Origin of the sequence: Brachybacterium sp. UMB0905, assembly GCF_002871795.1 — a bacterium.
Taxonomy (GTDB): Bacteria; Actinomycetota; Actinomycetes; order Actinomycetales; family Dermabacteraceae; genus Brachybacterium.
Window position 1 is genome coordinate 159,833 of sequence record NZ_PNHL01000005.1, and the last position, 16,583, is coordinate 176,415.

Here is a 16,583-nt window from a genome sequence, read left to right on the forward strand (position 1 = left end):
CCAGGACGCGCCGCAGCCCGCAGCGCCGTCCGCTCGATCCGCCCGCCCCAGGAGGACCGCGTGAGAACCACCGGAACCGTGCTCGACGACATCATCGCCGGAGTGCGCGAGGACCTCGCCGCCCGCCGCGCCACGATCGACGAGCCCCAGATCATCCGCCTCGCCCAGGAGGCCGCCCCCGCCCTGGACGCCCGCGCCCACCTCGCCGGGGATGGCAGCACCATGGGACTGATCGCCGAGGTCAAGCGCTCGAGCCCCTCCAAGGGCGCCCTCGCGGAGATCCCCGAGCCCGCCCAGCTGGCCGCCACCTACGCCGATGCCGGCGCGAGCGCCATCAGCGTCCTGACCGAGCAGCGGCGCTTCCGCGGCACCCTCGCCGACCTCGACGCCGTGCGCTCGCGCGTTGACGTGCCTGTGCTGCGCAAGGACTTCGTCGTCGAGCCCTACCAGGTGCATGAGGCCCGCGCCCACGGCGCCGACCTCGTGCTGCTGATCGTCGCGGCCCTCGAAGATCCGCTGCTGCGCGAGCTGTTCGCCCTCACCCGGGAGCTGGGGATGCATGCCCTGGTGGAGACCCACACCGAGGAGGAGCTCGAACGGGCTCTCGCCCTCGATCCCGCGATCGTGGGCGTGAACGCCCGCAACCTCAAGGACCTCACGGTGGACCTGGACCGCGCAGCGGGACTGCTGGCCCGCATCCCCGCCGGTCCCCTCGCGATCGGCGAATCCGCCGTCGCGGACATCACCGACGTTCAGTCCTACGCCGCGGCCGGCGCTGACGCCGTCCTGGTGGGCGAAGCCCTCGTGACCTCCGGTGACCCCGCCGCCGCGGTCCGTGCTTTCCGCACCGTCCCCCGCCGCGGCCGCGCCTCGCAGGAAGGAGCCCGCGCATGAGCGCGCCCACCCCCCAGCCCACCGATCCCGCTGCCGCTGACCCCACCCCGGGCGAGGCACTGCTGGATCTCACCGCACCCACCACGCCGCTGCGCGCCCACACCGGGCCCTACTTCGGTGACTTCGGCGGACGCTTCCTGCCCGAGGCACTCGTGCCGGCCCTCGATGAGCTCACCGAGGTGTACGAGAAGGCCGTGGTGGACCCCGAGTTCACCGCCCAGCTGCGCACCCTGGCCCGCGAGTACACCGGCCGTCCCTCCCTGCTCACCGACGTCCCGCGTTTCTCCCGCCTGGCCGGCGGCGCCCGCGTGCTGCTCAAGCGCGAGGACCTCAACCACACCGGCTCCCACAAGATCAACAATGTCCTGGGCCAGGCCCTGCTCACTCAGCGCATGGGCAAGACCCGCCTGATCGCTGAGACCGGGGCCGGCCAGCACGGTGTCGCGACCGCGACCGCCGCCGCTCTGCTGGGCCTGGACTGCACCGTGTACATGGGCGAGGAGGACACCCAGCGGCAGGCCCTCAACGTGGCGCGCATGCGCCTGCTGGGTGCCGAGGTGGTGCCTGTGACGCAGGGCTCGCGCACCCTCAAGGACGCCATCAACGAGGCGTTCCGCGACTGGGTTGCGAACGTCGAGACCACCCACTACCTGCTGGGCACCGTCGCCGGACCGCATCCGTTCCCGCAGATGGTCCGCGACTTCCACCGCATCATCGGCGAAGAGGCTCGCGCCCAGACCCTCGAGCGCACCGGCCGCCTGCCGGATGCCGTGGTGGCGTGCGTGGGCGGGGGCTCCAACGCGATGGGCATCTTCCACGCCTTCCTCGATGACGCCGAGGTGCGGCTGCTGGGCTGCGAGGCCGGGGGAGACGGCATCGCCAGCGGCCGCCACAGCGCCACCATCACCGGCGGATCCCCCGGCGTGCTGCACGGCGCTCGCAGCTTCGTCATGCAGGACCAGGACGGACAGACCATCGAATCCCATTCCGTCTCCGCGGGCCTGGACTACCCCAGCGTCGGCCCCGAGCATGCGTGGCTGGCCGACACCGGCCGCGCCGAGTACCGGGCGATCGACGACGGCCCCGCCATGGACGCCTTCGCGCTGCTGTCCATGACCGAGGGCATCATGCCCGCGATCGAGTCCGCGCACGCCCTGGCCGGGGCTCTCGAGCTCGGCCGCGAGCTCGGGGAGGACGCCATCATCCTCGTGAGCCTCTCCGGGCGCGGCGACAAGGACGTGGACACCGCCTCACGCTGGTTCGGCCTCGTCGGCGATGACCCCGCCCGCGGTGACCTCGCCGCCCTGCGGGAGGCCGCCCGCACCACCGGCACCCCGACCCCCGAGGAGACGCGATGAGCCCCGCCAGCGCCGCCGAGACCGCCCGCCTGCGCACCGGAGAGGTGCTCGAGCGCGCTCGCGGCGAGAACCGCGCCGCCCTGATCGCCTACCTGCCCGTCGGCTACCCGGACCTCGAGGGGTCGATCGACGCCGCGAAGACCCTCATCGACCACGGCGCCGACATGATCGAGCTGGGCCTTCCCTACTCCGATCCCGTCATGGACGGTCCCGTCATCCAGGAAGCCGCCGCGGCAGCGCTCGCGGGCGGCACCCGCACCGGCCAGGTCCTGCAGGCCGTCAAGGCCCTCGCCGGACGCGGCGCCGCGATCGCCGTCATGAGCTACTGGAACCCCGTGCTCGCCTATGGCCCTCAGGCCTTCGCCCGCGACCTCGCCGCCGCCGGCGGTGCGGGCGTCATCACCCCGGATCTCATCCCCGATGAGGCGGGGGAGTGGATCGCCGCGAGCGAACAGCACCAGGTGGACCGCATCTTCCTGGTCGCCCCCAGCTCACCGCGCGATCGCCTCGTGCACGTCGTCTCCCACACCACCGGCTTCGTCTACGCCGCCAGCACGATGGGCGTAACCGGCACCCGCGCGAGCGTCTCCGCGGCCACCGAGGGCCTTGTCGCCCGCACCCGCGAGGCCGGAGCCCGCAACGTCTGCGTGGGTCTCGGTGTCTCGAACGGTGAGCAGGCCGCGCAGGTCGGCGCCTACGCTGACGGAGTGATCGTCGGCTCCGCCTTCGTGCGCACCCTGCTGGAGCACGCTCACGATCCCGCCGGAGCCCGCAGCGCCCTCGCCGCGGTCGCGCAGGATCTGCGTTCCGGCGTCGAGCGCGCCCGCGCCTGAGCGGACACGGCAGCGATGACCCCCCTGATGGCACCGGCGAAGCAAGGAGCGCGCGCATGATCCCCAGTCCTTCGATCTCCGCGCTCTCCCTCGGACCGCTCACGATCCACTTCTATGCCCTGTGCATCCTCACCGGCATCGGGGTGGCCCTGTGGTGGGCCACAAAACGCTGGGAGCGCCGCGGCGGCGACGGTGACACGATGTTCGACATCGTCTTCGCCGCTGTGATCGCCGGGATCATCGGGGCCCGCATCTGGCATGTCCTGACCAGCCCCGCCCCGTTCTTCGGACCCGACGGCGACCCGCTGTCCGCCCTGTACATCTGGCAGGGAGGCCTCGCGATCTACGGCGCCGTCGCCGGTGGTGCCCTCGCGGTGTGGATCATGGCGCGCATCAAGGGCGTGTCCTTCACCGCGCTTGCGGACACCATCGCCCCCACCCTGCTGATCGCCCAGGTGATCGGCCGCTTCGGCAACTGGTTCAACCAAGAGCTGTACGGCCCGCCCTTGGATGCCTGGTGGGCCTGGGACGTCACGTGCGTAACCAACGGCGTGACCATCGGCGGCTGCACCCCGGGCACCTACCATCCCACCTTCCTGTACGAGCAGCTGTGGAACCTCGCGGCCCTCGCTGTGCTGTTGCTTCTGGAGCGCCGCTTCCGCCTGGGCGGCGGCCGTGTGTTCTGGCTGTACGTGGCGCTGTATTCGACCGGCCGCGCGGGGATCGACGCGATCCGTTCCGAGCCCGTGCTCATGGTCGGACCGCTGCGCATCCACACGCTGGTCGCGATCGTCATGGCCCTCGTGGGCGTCGCGATCGTGGTGGCGCTGACCCGGCGCGGCGCACGCCGTGGGGGAGAGGTCCGCGCGGCCGACGGCTCCTTCACGCTGCCCGCCCACACCGCGGGCAACGGCCCCGACGACGAGGTCGAGAAGTCCGGGACCCCGCCCACAGACCCTGCGCCGCCCACCTCCGACACCTGAGGTCCGCTGAGCCCGCGGAGAGCTCACCACCTGATGGGCCAACCGCCTGCTGGGACCACTGCGCCGTGCCGTCCCGTGGGTCCCGGTGAGATACCCGTCTCGGTGTGAAACACTAGGGGGCAGCACACGCGATGTCGCGGGGCCCGCAGCAGGCCGCGCATCGACGCGGCGCCGAGGCCCTGCGACCCGCCTTCGGAACAACAGATGGGTTGACATGCGCAAAGCGAAGATCGTCTGCACGCTCGGACCGGCGACCAACACCTACGAGCAGATCCGCACACTGATCGAGGCCGGCATGAACGTGGCCCGGATGAACTTCAGCCACGGCACCCATGAGGATCACGCCGCGGTGTACGAGAACATCCGTCGTGCCGCCGAGGATCTGGGCCGCAACGTGGCTGTCCTCGTGGACCTGCAGGGCCCCAAGATCCGCCTGGGCAAGTTCGCCGACGGTCCCCACGACCTCGAGATCGGCGAGACCTTCGTCATCACCACTGAGGACATCGAGGGCACCCGCGAGCGCGTCTCCACGACGTTCAAGGGCCTGCCGGGCGACTGCCGCCCGGGCGACGTGCTCCTGATCGATGACGGCAAGGTCTCGGTCCGCGTCACCGACGTCTCCGAGACCGAGGTCACCACCGTCGTCGAGGTGCCCGGCCCCGTCTCCGACAACAAGGGCATCAACCTGCCGGGCGTGGCGGTGTCCGTGCCCGCCATGAGCGAGAAGGACATCGAGGACCTCCGCTTCGGCCTGGGTCTGGGCTGCGACCTCGTGGCCCTGTCCTTCGTGCGCGACGCCCACGACATGGACGACGTGCTGCGCATCATGCATGAGGAGGGCCGCCGCGTCCCCGTCATCGCGAAGATCGAGAAGCCGCAGGCCGTGCGTGCTCTGCGCTCCATCGTCGGCGCGTTCGACGGCATCATGGTCGCTCGCGGCGACCTCGGTGTGGAGCTGCCGCTCGAGCAGGTGCCGCTGGTGCAGAAGCGCGCCATCGAACTGGCCCGCCGCAACGCCAAGCCCGTCATCGTCGCCACCCAGGTGCTCGAGTCGATGATCACCAACCCGCGCCCCACCCGTGCGGAGGCCTCGGACTGCGCCAACGCGATTCTCGACGGCGCCGATGCGGTCATGCTCTCCGGCGAGACGAGCGTGGGCTCCTACCCCTTCGAGGCCGTGCGCACCATGGCCCGCATCGTCACCAACACCGAGGAGAACGGTGCGGATCGCATCCTGCCGCTGGGCACCATTCCGCATACCCGCGGCGGTGCTATCACCCGCGCGGCGGCCGAGATCGGCGACCAGCTCTCCGCCCAGTACCTCGTGACCTTCACCGAGTCCGGGGACACCGCGCGCCGGCTGGCCCGCCTGCGCCCTACCATCCCGCTGCTGGCGATGACCCCGTACCCCGAGGTCGCCCGCCAGCTCGGCCTCACCTGGGGCATCGAGGCGCACCTGGTGCCCATGCAGAAGGACACCGACGCGATGGTCCGCGTGGTCGACGAGCTGCTGCGCGAGCACAAGGGCCTGCAGAAGAACGACCTCGTGGTGATCGCGGCCGGTTCGCCCCCCGGCGTCCACGGCTCCACCAACTCGCTGCGCGTGCACCGCATCGGTGACCTCGACGGCACCGAGTCCGCGCGCATGGAGGCCGACTCCATCGCCTCGGGCCCGCAGGGCTGATCGCGCAGGCGCACAGACGACGGCGCCTCGCCCCCACCATGGGGGCGAGGCGCCGTCGTCCCCGGAGGGGGCGGTGCCGGGTGCGGGACTCGAACCCGCACGCCCTCGCGGACAGCGCATTTTGAGTGCGCCGCGTCTACCATTCCGCCAACCCGGCCATCCCACCACGGTGGGCTGGACTAGGATACCGCTGATGACCGTATGGTCCTCGCCGCGGGTGCCCGGCACCTGCGACCGGACCCCTATGACGTACAGGGCGACATGACCGACAACACCGCACCCCTTCCCGACGACTCCGCTGCCCCCGAGGACGCCCCCGAGGCTGTCTCCGAGGCGCCCGTCCACCGCACCGCCGTGGTCGCGGAGGACGAGAGCCTGATCCGCATGGACATCGTCGAGACCCTCACCGAGGCCGGCTACGAGGTCGTCGCCGCGGTCGGCGACGGGGAGAGCGCCGTGGCCAAGACCCGGGAGCTGCGTCCCGATGTTGTGGTGATGGACGTGAAGATGCCGCAGGCCGACGGGGTCACCGCCGCCGAGCGGATCGGCGAGGAGAACCTCGCCCCGGTGGTCATGCTCACCGCCTTCTCGCAGGCCGAGCTGGTCGAACGCGCCCGCGATGCCGGTGCGATGGCCTACGTGGTCAAGCCCTTCACCCCCGCCGACCTGCTGCCCGCGGTGGAGATCGCGATCTCCCGCTACCAGCAGATCACCCAGCTGGAGGCCGAGATCCAGGATCTCGGTGAGCGCTTCGAGACCCGTAAGCGGGTGGACCGCGCCAAGGGCCTGCTGCAGACCAACATGGGGCTGACCGAACCCGAGGCCTTCCGGTGGATCCAGAAGACGTCGATGGACCGCCGTCTGACCATGCGTGAGGTCGCCGATGCGGTGATCGACCAGCTGGGGCAGACCAAGGACTGAGGACGTACGGCGCATCGCGGCTCCGAGCGGAGACCTGCGGCGCGCGCGGGGAGGGGAGAGCGGATGACGGTCAGGCGACGTGACCTCGTGCGCTCGCTCGGCGTCGGTGTGCTGGGTGCTGGACTGTTGAGCGCCTGCGGGAACATGCCGGTGCGCGGCCGCGGCGGTCGCCGTCGGACGACCACCACCGCACCGGAGCCGACGAAACTCGAGGAGCCGGACGCCACCTTGGTGATCGGCCAGATCGGCGCGAGCTATGGCCGGATGGGCAAGGCCGAGGACGCCATCCGCATCGCGATCGACGAGGCCCGCATCGACGTCAACTCCCGATGGAAGGGGCTGTTCGGCAACGAGATCTCGATCCTGGGCCGCGAGGTGATGACCGAGCCCGGGCAGGATCTCGCCCCGATCATCGAGGACCTCGCCGACCGGGGCGCGACCGTCGTCATCACGAGCATCGACGAAGAATCACTGATCGGCGCGATGCCCACCTTCGTCGAGCGGGGCATGGCCGTCGTGGATCTCATGAGCTCCGGGATGACGGTGCGTGACGCCGAGGTGCAGACCGCGAACCTCCTGGTGCGCCTGTCTCCCAATGAGCGCACCCTCGCCGCGTGGTACGCGGAGATGGCGCTGGACGGCGGTGGTGACCGCGGGGGGACCGCCGGGAATGTCGCGCTGATCTCCGAGGACACCGCCCAGGGCCGCAGCCTCGCCTATGAGCTGCAGCAGCGGCTGCAGCCCAACAACGGCAAGCTCGTCTCCGAGCAGTTCTACGCCCCCGGCGATTTCGGCGACGTGGGTGCGCGGGTCAAGAAGGTGCTCAAGAAGCCGCCGGCGCTGCTGGTGCTCAACGGCGGGGCCGAGGCTGCGCCGTTCCTCTCCGCCCTGTACAAGGCCACTCTCGATGAGGGGCAGCGCCCGAAGATCGAGATCCCCACGCGCCTGTCCCCGGGCTCTGTGATCGACTTCTCCCGCGAGCCGATCGCGAAGGACCTCGCCCCGGAGTGTCTGACCAAGGCAACCGCCTTCGAGCCGGGGGCGGCGCTGACCGCCGACCACGAGAACATGATGCTGCGCCAGAGCAGGGAGTTCCTGCGCACCGGCTACGGCTACTCCCAGCACGGCTATGACGCCGTGATGATGATCTGTCTGGCCGCGCAGCATGCGCTGTCCGTGGAGGGCACGGCGATCGCAGCCGGCCTGCCGGCCATCCTCACAGGCAGTGAGAAATGCACGGATTACGAGATGTGCCGCAGCCACCTGCGCCAGGGCCTGTCCGGCAAGGACCGCACCACCATCGCCTACAACGGGCGGATGGGGACCGTGGAGCTGGGCCCGCAGGCCGATATCCGCACCGGCGAGCTGCGCGAGTACAGCTGGACCGAGGCGAACGTCCTCGCGCCGGGCAACGCCACGGGATTCGAGGATCCCGGCGCCTGACCGGCTCAGCGCGGGGCGAGCAGCATCGTCGAGACCGTCACCGTGCTGATCAGCACCCCCGCCTCATCGTGCACATCCACGAGGTAGGAGGCGACCTTTCCGCCCAGCTGCCGTGCCGTGCAGGTGGCGCGCACCTCGCCCTGGCGGGCCGAGCGATGATGCAGCGCCGAGACGGAGGTGCCGACGGCATGGGCACCCTCACCGTGGACCGCGCGGGCGTGCAGGGTCGCGGCGAGCGAGGCGACGGTCTCGGCCAGTGCGATCGTCGCCCCACCGTGCAGCAGCCCGGCCGGCTGCGTGTTCCCTGCCACCGGCATCGTCATCACGCCCCCATCGGCCCCGAGGGACAGCACCTGCATTCCGCAGCGCTCCACCAGGGTGTCCTCGAGCAGCGGCGCCCACTGCGCCTGCAGCGCCGTGAGCTCTTCCGGGCTCGCCGCGGCAGCGGCTCCCGTGGTGCGGTGGGGCGCGGCAGCGGCGCCGGTCGTCGGCGCATCGGGGGCAGCAGCGGTGGCCTCGGTGGCGTCTGCGGGGTTGCTGGAGGAAGCGTGGTGGGCATCGGAGTTCGGCATGCCGGCAGGATCTCATGCCCCGTCGGACCCCTGCGCCGCGCACCGGGCATGGGAGGATGGCCAGCATGACTGCGAGCGACCCCGATGAGATGCGCCTGCTGCTGATCGACGGCCATGCGATGGCCTTCCGCGCCTTCTTCGCGCTGCCCGCCGACGGGTTCAGCGACGGCCGTGGCCAGGCCACCAACGCGGTGTACGGCTTCACCCGCATGATCATCAACGTGGTGGCCTCCGTGCGGCCCACCCACCTCGCGGTCGCCTTCGACCTGCCGGGCGGGACCTTCCGCGACCGCATCTACGACCAGTACAAAGGCGGGCGCGAGGAGACCCCCGAGGCCTTCCACGGCCAGATCGACCTGATCCAGAAGGTCCTGGACGCCCTCGGGGTGCGCTGGCTGACCTACGAGGACTACGAGGCCGACGACATCATCGCCACCCTCGCCACCCGCGCGGAGGGCGACGGCCACGAGACCTTCATCGTCTCCTCCGACCGTGATGCCATTCAGCTGGTGGGCCAGCAGGTCACCCTCCTGCAGCCCGTCAAGGGCGTCACCGAGATGCGCCGCATGGACCCCGCCGCGATCCAGGAGAAGTACGGCGTCCCGCCGGAGCAGTACCCGGAGCTCGCCGCCCTGGTGGGGGAGAGCGCCGACAACCTCCCTGGCGTGCCCGGGGTGGGCCCCAAGACGGCCGCGAAATGGCTCACCCAGCACGGCGACCTGGAGACCCTGCTCGAGAGCGCCGACGAGATCCGCGGCAAGGCCGGCCAGTCCCTGCGGGACAACCTCGAGGCCGTGCGCCGGAACCGGCAGATGAACGCCGCGGTGACGGACCTCGACCTGCCCACTGATCCCGCGCATTACGAGCTGGGGCACGGCGACCGCACCCGCGTGCTCGAGGTCTTCGACGACCTCGCCTTCGGCGATACGATCCGCCGCGACCTGCCGGCCGCCCTGCTGGGCGAGAGCCTCGCCGAGGCCGAGCAGGAGACCCTCGCGCAGGAGGCCGAGGTCCTCCAGGTCACCGGCGCGGAAGAGCTCGCGCAGCTGCTCGACGGGGGTGGCGTGCTCGCCGTCGACGGTGCGGACGATGTGCGCGGCGGCCCCCTGCTGGGGCTGGCGAGTGAGACCGCCCGCGGCTGGGTGGCGCTGGCTGAGCTGGACTCCGACACCTCGACCGCTCTCGCGGACGCCCTGGCCGCTGCACCCCAGCTGCTCATGGCCGATGTCCCTGCCGTGCGGCAGTGGCTGCAGGAGAACGGCTACCCGCTGGATCCCGAGGCGCCCCTGCGCGATCTGGCGCTCGAAGCTTTTGTACTGCGCCCCGGGGCGCGCAGCTACGACGCCGAGGCGATCGGTACAGACCTGGGAGGGGCGAGCTTCGAGCCGCGCCCTCGCAAGCCGGCCGCCACCACCCTCAAGAAGGAGACCGCTGAGCAGCGCGCCGAGCACATCGACCGGGCTGGGGCCCGGCTCGCCCAGTCCTCCGCCGCCCTGCACCCGGCCGCCGCGGCGCTCGATGCGCAGCTCGGCGACGCGGCCTGGGCGCGCGAACTGCTCGATGACCTCGAGCGGCCCCTGCAGAGGGTGCTCGAGACGATGCACGAGCGCGGCATCGCGATCGACACCCAAGCGCTCGCGGCACTGCGTGAGGAGTTCGAGGGGTTCGTCGCGCAGGCCCGCCGCGAGGCCGGTGAGATCGTGGGGGAGGAGGTCAACCTCGCGTCCCCCAAGCAGCTGCAGGTGGTGCTGTTCGAGACCCTGCGCCTGCCCACCACCCGCAAGATCTCCTCCGGTCACTCCACGGATGCGGAGTCGCTGACCGACCTGATGGAGACCCTCGAGCCGGAGAGCGCCGGGCACCGCTTCCTCGCCTGGCTGCTGCGCTTCCGGGAGATGAGCAAGCTCACCGGGTACCTCGTGGGCCTCGACAAGGTGGTCGATGAGACCTCGCGGGTGCACACCACCTTCCAGCAGACCGCCGCCGCCACCGGGCGTCTGGCCTCCACCGACCCGAACCTCCAGAACATCCCGGTGCGCACCGAGGAGGGCCGCCGGATCCGCGGCGTGTTCGTGGCCGGCCGGGGCTATGAGTCGCTGCTCACCGCCGACTATTCCCAAATCGAGATGCGCATCATGGCGCACCTGTCCCAGGACGAGGGGCTCATCGAGGCCTTCCGCTCCGGCGAGGACCTCCACAACTTTGTGGCCTCGCGTGTGTTCGACGTCAGCCCCGATGCGGTCGACCCGGCGATGCGGTCGAAGACCAAAGCGGTCTCCTACGGCCTCGCCTACGGGCTGAGCGCCTTCGGGCTCTCCCGCCAGCTGCGCATCTCCCGGGCGGAGGCCACGCGGCTGCGCGACGGCTACTTCGAGCGCTTCGGCGGGGTGCGCGACTACCTGCACGAATCGGTCGAGCGTGCCCGCTCCACGGGCTACACCGAGACGATCCTGGGGCGGCGCCGCTACCTGCCGGACCTCACCAGCGACAACCGGCAGCGCCGCGAGAATGCCGAGCGGGTCGCGCTGAACTCCCCGATCCAGGGCAGCGCCGCCGACATCATCAAGCTCGCGATGCTCGCCGTCGAGCAGCGTCTGCGCGAGGCCGAGCTGAGCAGCCGCATGCTGCTGCAGGTCCATGACGAGCTCGTGCTCGAGGTGGCTCCCGGGGAGCTGGATCAGGTGCGGAAGATCGTCGAGGAGTCGATGGGCTCGGCGTACGAGCTGCGGGTTCCGCTCGAGGTGGGCGTGGGGGTGGGTCGCAGCTGGCTCGAGGCCGCGCACTGAAACAGGTAGGCCCTTAGCCACGACGTCGCTGCGGCACTGAGCCCATGCCATCTGGGTCCCCGCGACAACGGAGTCCGCACCTCGCGTGGGCTCGGCCTGATCAGGCTGATTCGAGGGCGCAGCGGCCTAGGGCCCGCGACCGGGACGGATCTCACACCGCGGCGTCGTCCCCATCGGCCCCGAGGCCTCGCATGGGCAGGGCACCCCTGGTAGGCTGACCAACGGCCTGTTGCGAGTGCGCCCCCGTGCGCCCTGGCGCCGGTCGGCCCTCCGGGCCTGCACGTCCATTGACCCTACTCATTTCCTGTCCCGACGGAGTCCTTACCTACATGACCGACACCACGACCCCCCAGATCGCCATCAACGACATCGGCGGCGCCGACGATCTCATGGCCGCCATCGATGCCACCATCAAGTACTTCAACGATGGCGACATCGTCGAGGGCACTGTGGTGAAGGTCGATCACGACGAGGTCCTCCTGGACATCGGCTACAAGACCGAGGGCGTCATCCCCTCGCGCGAGCTGTCCATCAAGCACGACGTCGACCCCGGTGAGGTGGTCGAGGTCGGCGACGAGATCGAGGCCCTGGTCCTCCAGAAGGAGGACAAGGAAGGCCGCCTGATCCTGTCCAAGAAGCGCGCCCAGTACGAGCGCGCCTGGGGCTCGATCGAGCAGATCAAGGAAGACGACGGCGTCGTCACCGGTCGCGTCATCGAGGTCGTCAAGGGCGGCCTCATCGTGGACATCGGCCTGCGCGGCTTCCTCCCCGCCTCCCTGGTGGAGATGCGCCGCGTGCGCGACCTGCAGCCCTACGTGGGCCAGGAGATCGAGGCCAAGATCATCGAGCTGGACAAGAACCGCAACAACGTGGTCCTCTCCCGCCGCGCCTACCTCGAGGAGACCCAGTCCGCGGTCCGCTCCGACTTCCTGCAGACCCTGCAGAAGGGCCAGAAGCGCGACGGCGTCGTCTCCTCGATCGTCAACTTCGGTGCCTTCGTGGACCTCGGCGGCGTGGACGGCCTGGTGCACGTCTCCGAGCTGTCCTGGAAGCACATCGACCACCCGTCTGAGGTCGTCGAGGTGGGCCAGCAGGTCAGCGTCGAGGTGCTCGACGTCGACATGGACCGCGAGCGCGTTTCCCTGTCCCTGAAGGCCACCCAGGAGGACCCCTGGCAGCTGTTCGCCCGCACCCACGCCATCGGCGAGGTCGTCCCGGGCAAGGTCACCAAGCTCGTGCCCTTCGGTGCGTTCGTGCGCGTCGAGGACGGCATCGAGGGCCTGGTGCACATCTCCGAGCTGGCCCAGCGCCACGTGGATCTGCCCGAGCAGGTCGTCACCGTGGATCAGGACGTGTTCGTCAAGGTCATCGACATCGACCTCGAGCGTCGCCGCATCTCTCTGTCGCTCAAGCAGGCGAACGAGGGCGTGGACCCCGAGGGCGACGACACCACCTTCGATCCGGCCCTGTACGGCATGGCCGCGGAGTACGACGCCAACGGCGAGTACAAGTACCCCGAGGGCTTCGACCCGGAGAGCAACGAGTGGCTCGAGGGCTACGAGGCGCAGCGCGAGGAGTGGGAGGCCCAGTACGCGGCCGCCTACGAGCGCTGGACCGCTCACAAGGCCCAGGTCGCCGAGGCCATCAAGGCCGATGAGGAGTCCGCGAACGCTCCGGCCCCGGCCGGTGGTGGCCAGTCCGCGCCCACGCAGGCCTCCTACCAGTCGAGCTCCTCGGACGAGGGCACCCTGGCCTCTGATGAGGCGCTGGCGGCCCTGCGCGCCAAGCTCACCGGCAACTGATCTGAGCGCCGACTGATCGCTCCCTGAGCATCCCGCTGCGGCCCGGCCCCCACCCAGGGGCCGGGCCGCAGAGCTGTCTTGGGGCGCCCCTCACTCACTCCCCTCTGCGCGTTCTGGCGCCCTGTGTACCAAAACTGGTCCGGAACACCAGAGAACGCGTCGTGGAGAGAAGCGCGTCGTGGAAAACAGCGCGTGGGAGAGCAAGCGCGGGGAGGACAGCGCGCTGTGGAGGACAGCGCGACGCGCACGTCACGGGGCGCGGGGCCCGCTGCGGGCACTGGTCACGTGGCGCAGGGCTCGGGGTGCGGGACGGGGCCGCAGGCCAGGGCGGGAGCGTGAGAGGATCGGGGGCATGTTGCGCTGGCTCACGGCCGGGGAATCCCACGGCCCCTCCCTCATCTCTCTGCTCGACGGCGTCCCCTCCGGCATCGAGCTGACCAGCGAGGACCTTCGACAGGCCCTCGCCCGTCGGCGCCTGGGGCACGGCCGCGGCAGCCGCCAGAAGTTCGAGCAGGACGTCATCGGCATCCACGGCGGCCTGCGCCACGGCAGGACCATCGGCTCCCCCCTCGCCATTGAGATCGCGAACTCGGAGTGGCCCAAATGGGAGAAGGTCATGAGCGCCGATCCGGTGCCGCCGGAGGACCTGCTGATCGACGCCGGTACCGGGGATGAGCGGGAGATCGCCCGTAACCGCCCGCTGACCCGCCCGCGCCCCGGCCATGCGGACCTCGCCGGGATGCTGAAGTACGACCTCACCGAGGCACGCCCCGTGCTGGAGCGGGCGAGCGCCCGCGAGACCGCCGCTCGCGTGGTCGCCGGACGCATCGCCGCCGCCCTGCTCGAGCAGGCCGCTGGGATTCGCCTGGTCTCCCACACCCTGTCCGTCGGCGCGGTGCGGGTGCCGGAGGATGCTGCGCTGCCCACCCCGGATGATGCTCCGCGCCTGGATGAGGACCCGCTGCGGTGCTTCGATGCCGCCACCTCCCCGGCCATGGTGCAGGAGGTCGACGCGGCGAAAGCCGACGGCGACACCCTCGGCGGCGTGGTCGAGGTCCTCGCGTACGGGGTGCCCGTGGGCCTGGGATCCCACACGCAGTGGGACCGGCGCCTGGACGGCCGTCTCGCCCAGGCGATCATGTCGATCCAGGCGATGAAGGGCGTGGAGATCGGCGACGGTTTCGCGACCGCGGCTCGACGCGGCTCTGTGGCGCACGATGAGATCCTTGCCGATCCGGCCGCGGAGCTCGGCACTGCCCGCGCAGCCAACCGAGCCGGGGGCATCGAAGGCGGCATCAGCAACGGGCAGGTGATCCGCGTGCGCGGCGCCTTGAAGCCGATCTCCACCGTGCCGCGCGCCCTGCGCACCATCGACGTCGCCACCGGTGAGCAGGCGAGCGCCAACCACCAGCGCTCGGACACCTGCGCCGTGGCTCCCGCTGCTGTGATCGCCGAGGCTGTCGTGGCCCTGACCCTGGCTGACGCGCTGCTGGAGAAGACCGGCGGTGACAGCGTCGCCGAGATCCGCGAGCACCTCGCCGCGACCGTCCAGCGCCAGCGCCGCATCGTCGGCCCCGGCGAAGCGCCCGCCTCGTGAACGGCCCCCAGATCATCCTGCTGGGGCTCATGGGAGCAGGGAAGACGAGCGTGGGCCGGGAGCTCTCCCGCCGCCTCCAGATCCCCTTCACGGACCTCGACCATCTCATCGAACAGCAGCAGGGCCGGCGCATCCCCGAGATCTTCGCGGTCGATGGAGAGCAGGCCTTCCGAGAGATCGAGCATGCTGCCTTGGAGCGTGCACTGCAGGAATGCCCCGGGGTGCTCGCCCTCGGCGGGGGAGCGGCCATGGACCCGCGCTCCCAGACACTGCTGGCCGGACACCCCGTGGTGTGGCTCGACGTCGACGAGCGCACTGCCCGCCGGCGGATCGGTCACGGCCGCGGCCGCCCCATGCTGACCGGCCCCGATCCCATGGCCCGCTGGCGCGAGCTCGCTGCCCAGCGCGACCCCGTGCACCGAAAGCTGGCCCGCTGGCGGGTCGATGCCGGCCACGGCGCGGCCTCCGCCGTGACCCGGGCGATCATCGAGACCATGGGCCGCAGCACCGCACCCGCTCAAAAGCACAGCGCCGACCACCGCCCCGAGCCCAACAGCGACCCCACGACCGGGCTCCGTATCACGCCCAGCCACGAGGAGGAGACATCGTGAGCATCACCACCATCCCCGTGACCACCCCCACCGGCGGCTATGACGTGCAGGTGGGCCGCGGCCTGCTGGGCCAGGTGCCTGCAGCCATTCCCGATCGCGCCCGCAAGATCCTGATCATCCACCAGCCGAGCCTGCGGGACGTCGCCGAGCAGGTGCGCGCCGCGATCGCGGACACCGGCCGGGAGGCCTTCGCCGCCGAGGTGCCCGATGGAGAGGAAGCCAAGACCGCGCAGGTCGCCGGGTTCCTGTGGGGTGTCTGCGGCCAGGCGGGCCTGGGCCGGCAGGATCTCGTCGTGGGCCTCGGCGGCGGCGCCGCCACGGACCTGGCCGGTTTCGTCGCGGCGACCTGGCTGCGCGGCGTGGACGTGCTGCAGATCCCCACCACCGTGGCGGCGATGGTCGATGCCGCGGTGGGTGGGAAGACCGGCATCAACACGGCCGAGGGCAAGAACCTGGTGGGTGCTTTCCACCCGCCGATCGCGGTTCTCGCGGATCTCGACGTCCTCGCCGGGCTCGGCGGGAACGACATCGCGGCGGGCCTCGCCGAGGCGGTCAAGACCGGTTTCATCGCCGATGAGCGGATTCTCGAGCTTGTCGAGGAGGACCCGGCAGCAGTCCTGGACGTCACCAGCGCGGCGTTCCGCGAGGTGATCGAGCGGGCGATCCGTGTAAAGGCCGAGGTGGTCTCCGCGGATCTCAAGGAGTCGGGGCAGCGCGAGATCCTCAACTACGGCCACACCCTCGCGCACGCGATCGAGCGCAATGAGCGCTACCAGTGGCGCCACGGCGCCGCCGTCGCGGTGGGCATGATGTTCGCCGCGGAGCTGTCCCACCTGGCCGGAAAGCTCTCCGAGACGGAGGTGGACCGGCACCGGGCGGTCCTCACCTCCCTAGGGCTGCCCACCACGTATCGGGATCGCCAGTGGCCCAAGCTCGAGGACGCCATGAAGCGGGACAAGAAAACACGCGCCGGACTGCTGCGCTTCGTGGTGCTGGACCGCATTGGAGCCGTCACGCGGCTCGAGGGACCGGATCCGGCGCTGCTGCTGGCCGCCTATGCCGCGGTCACCGCGGACTGATCGGAGCGCTATGACCGCCC

At 70.8% G+C, this 16,583-nt stretch carries 13 protein-coding genes and 1 tRNA gene; 12 read left to right on the forward strand and 2 right to left on the reverse strand.

Annotated elements, in window-relative coordinates; genetic code table 11:
• Window positions 1-60 precede the first annotated feature (60 nt).
• The 5 genes from trpC (at window position 61) to pyk (ending at window position 5,752) form a co-directional block, all read left to right on the forward strand.
• Entirely contained in the window at window positions 61-894 is an 834-nt protein-coding gene (gene trpC / locus CJ197_RS06420) for an indole-3-glycerol phosphate synthase TrpC (RefSeq protein WP_102235915.1), read from the forward strand.
• On the forward strand, window positions 891-2,252 hold the full coding sequence (gene trpB, locus CJ197_RS06425; RefSeq protein WP_102235916.1) for a tryptophan synthase subunit beta: 1,362 nt from the start codon (window positions 891-893) through the stop codon (window positions 2,250-2,252). The genes trpC and trpB overlap by 4 nt, the downstream gene beginning before the upstream one ends.
• The gene (gene trpA / locus CJ197_RS06430) at window positions 2,249-3,085 is read left to right on the forward strand and encodes a tryptophan synthase subunit alpha (RefSeq protein WP_102235917.1); all 837 of its coding nucleotides are present in this window, start codon (window positions 2,249-2,251) and stop codon (window positions 3,083-3,085) included. The genes trpB and trpA overlap by 4 nt, the downstream gene beginning before the upstream one ends.
• Window positions 3,086-3,141: 56 nt before the next feature.
• Window positions 3,142-4,068, forward strand: coding sequence for a prolipoprotein diacylglyceryl transferase (gene lgt, locus CJ197_RS06435; protein WP_102235918.1), 927 nt, complete (start codon window positions 3,142-3,144; stop codon window positions 4,066-4,068).
• A gap of 214 nt (window positions 4,069-4,282) precedes the next feature.
• Entirely contained in the window at window positions 4,283-5,752 is a 1,470-nt protein-coding gene (pyk, locus tag CJ197_RS06440) for a pyruvate kinase (protein WP_102235919.1), read from the forward strand.
• 74 nt (window positions 5,753-5,826) lie between these two features.
• On the opposite strand, the gene CJ197_RS06445 is transcribed toward pyk, so the two are convergent.
• A tRNA-Leu gene (locus CJ197_RS06445) sits at window positions 5,827-5,909 on the reverse strand.
• A 104-nt stretch (window positions 5,910-6,013) separates the two neighbouring features.
• Between CJ197_RS06445 and CJ197_RS06450 the strand changes: the two genes are divergently transcribed.
• The gene (locus CJ197_RS06450) at window positions 6,014-6,673 is read left to right on the forward strand and encodes an ANTAR domain-containing response regulator (protein ID WP_102236008.1); all 660 of its coding nucleotides are present in this window, start codon (window positions 6,014-6,016) and stop codon (window positions 6,671-6,673) included.
• A 63-nt stretch (window positions 6,674-6,736) separates the two neighbouring features.
• Window positions 6,737-8,116, forward strand: a complete 1,380-nt coding sequence (locus tag CJ197_RS06455; RefSeq protein ID WP_102235920.1) for an ABC transporter substrate-binding protein — start codon at window positions 6,737-6,739, stop codon at window positions 8,114-8,116.
• 5 nt (window positions 8,117-8,121) lie between these two features.
• Here CJ197_RS06455 and CJ197_RS15540 read toward each other — a convergent pair whose 3' ends face one another.
• On the reverse strand, window positions 8,122-8,688 hold the full coding sequence (locus tag CJ197_RS15540) for a hotdog fold thioesterase (RefSeq protein WP_102235921.1): 567 nt from the start codon (window positions 8,686-8,688) through the stop codon (window positions 8,122-8,124).
• 65 nt (window positions 8,689-8,753) lie between these two features.
• Here CJ197_RS15540 and polA point away from each other — a divergent pair, with 65 nt between their 5' ends.
• The 5 genes from polA (at window position 8,754) to aroB (ending at window position 16,563) form a co-directional block, all read left to right on the forward strand.
• A complete protein-coding gene (polA, locus tag CJ197_RS06465; RefSeq protein WP_102235922.1) occupies window positions 8,754-11,474 on the forward strand; it encodes a DNA polymerase I in 2,721 nt (906 codons plus the stop codon).
• 329 nt (window positions 11,475-11,803) lie between these two features.
• The gene (gene rpsA, locus CJ197_RS06470; RefSeq protein WP_102235923.1) at window positions 11,804-13,276 is read left to right on the forward strand and encodes a 30S ribosomal protein S1; all 1,473 of its coding nucleotides are present in this window, start codon (window positions 11,804-11,806) and stop codon (window positions 13,274-13,276) included.
• 352 nt (window positions 13,277-13,628) lie between these two features.
• Window positions 13,629-14,873 (forward strand): chorismate synthase, encoded by a 1,245-nt coding sequence (aroC, locus tag CJ197_RS06475; RefSeq protein WP_102235924.1) that lies wholly within the window; start codon window positions 13,629-13,631, stop codon window positions 14,871-14,873.
• Window positions 14,870-15,484 carry a shikimate kinase gene (locus tag CJ197_RS06480; protein WP_102235925.1) on the forward strand — a complete coding sequence of 205 codons (615 nt, stop codon included), beginning with the start codon at window positions 14,870-14,872 and terminating at the stop codon, window positions 15,482-15,484. The genes aroC and CJ197_RS06480 overlap by 4 nt, the downstream gene beginning before the upstream one ends.
• The gene (aroB, locus tag CJ197_RS06485) at window positions 15,481-16,563 is read left to right on the forward strand and encodes a 3-dehydroquinate synthase (protein WP_102235926.1); all 1,083 of its coding nucleotides are present in this window, start codon (window positions 15,481-15,483) and stop codon (window positions 16,561-16,563) included. The genes CJ197_RS06480 and aroB overlap by 4 nt, the downstream gene beginning before the upstream one ends.
• Window positions 16,564-16,583 lie beyond the last annotated feature (20 nt).

Bases quoted from the DNA above. Each gene is read 5' to 3' on its own strand.
- trpA (WP_102235917.1), top strand. From the start codon at position 2,249: ATGAGCCCCGCCAGCGCCGCCGAGACCGCCCGCCTGCGCACCGGAGAG.
- CJ197_RS06450 (WP_102236008.1), top strand. From the start codon at position 6,014: ATGACCGACAACACCGCACCCCTTCCCGACGACTCCGCTGCCCCCGAG.
- lgt (WP_102235918.1), top strand. From the start codon at position 3,142: ATGATCCCCAGTCCTTCGATCTCCGCGCTCTCCCTCGGACCGCTCACG.
- aroC (WP_102235924.1), top strand. From the start codon at position 13,629: ATGTTGCGCTGGCTCACGGCCGGGGAATCCCACGGCCCCTCCCTCATC.
- pyk (WP_102235919.1), top strand. From the start codon at position 4,283: ATGCGCAAAGCGAAGATCGTCTGCACGCTCGGACCGGCGACCAACACC.
- trpB (WP_102235916.1), top strand. From the start codon at position 891: ATGAGCGCGCCCACCCCCCAGCCCACCGATCCCGCTGCCGCTGACCCC.
- CJ197_RS15540 (WP_102235921.1), bottom strand. From the start codon at position 8,688: ATGCCGAACTCCGATGCCCACCACGCTTCCTCCAGCAACCCCGCAGAC.
- rpsA (WP_102235923.1), top strand. From the start codon at position 11,804: ATGACCGACACCACGACCCCCCAGATCGCCATCAACGACATCGGCGGC.
- polA (WP_102235922.1), top strand. From the start codon at position 8,754: ATGACTGCGAGCGACCCCGATGAGATGCGCCTGCTGCTGATCGACGGC.
- CJ197_RS06455 (WP_102235920.1), top strand. From the start codon at position 6,737: ATGACGGTCAGGCGACGTGACCTCGTGCGCTCGCTCGGCGTCGGTGTG.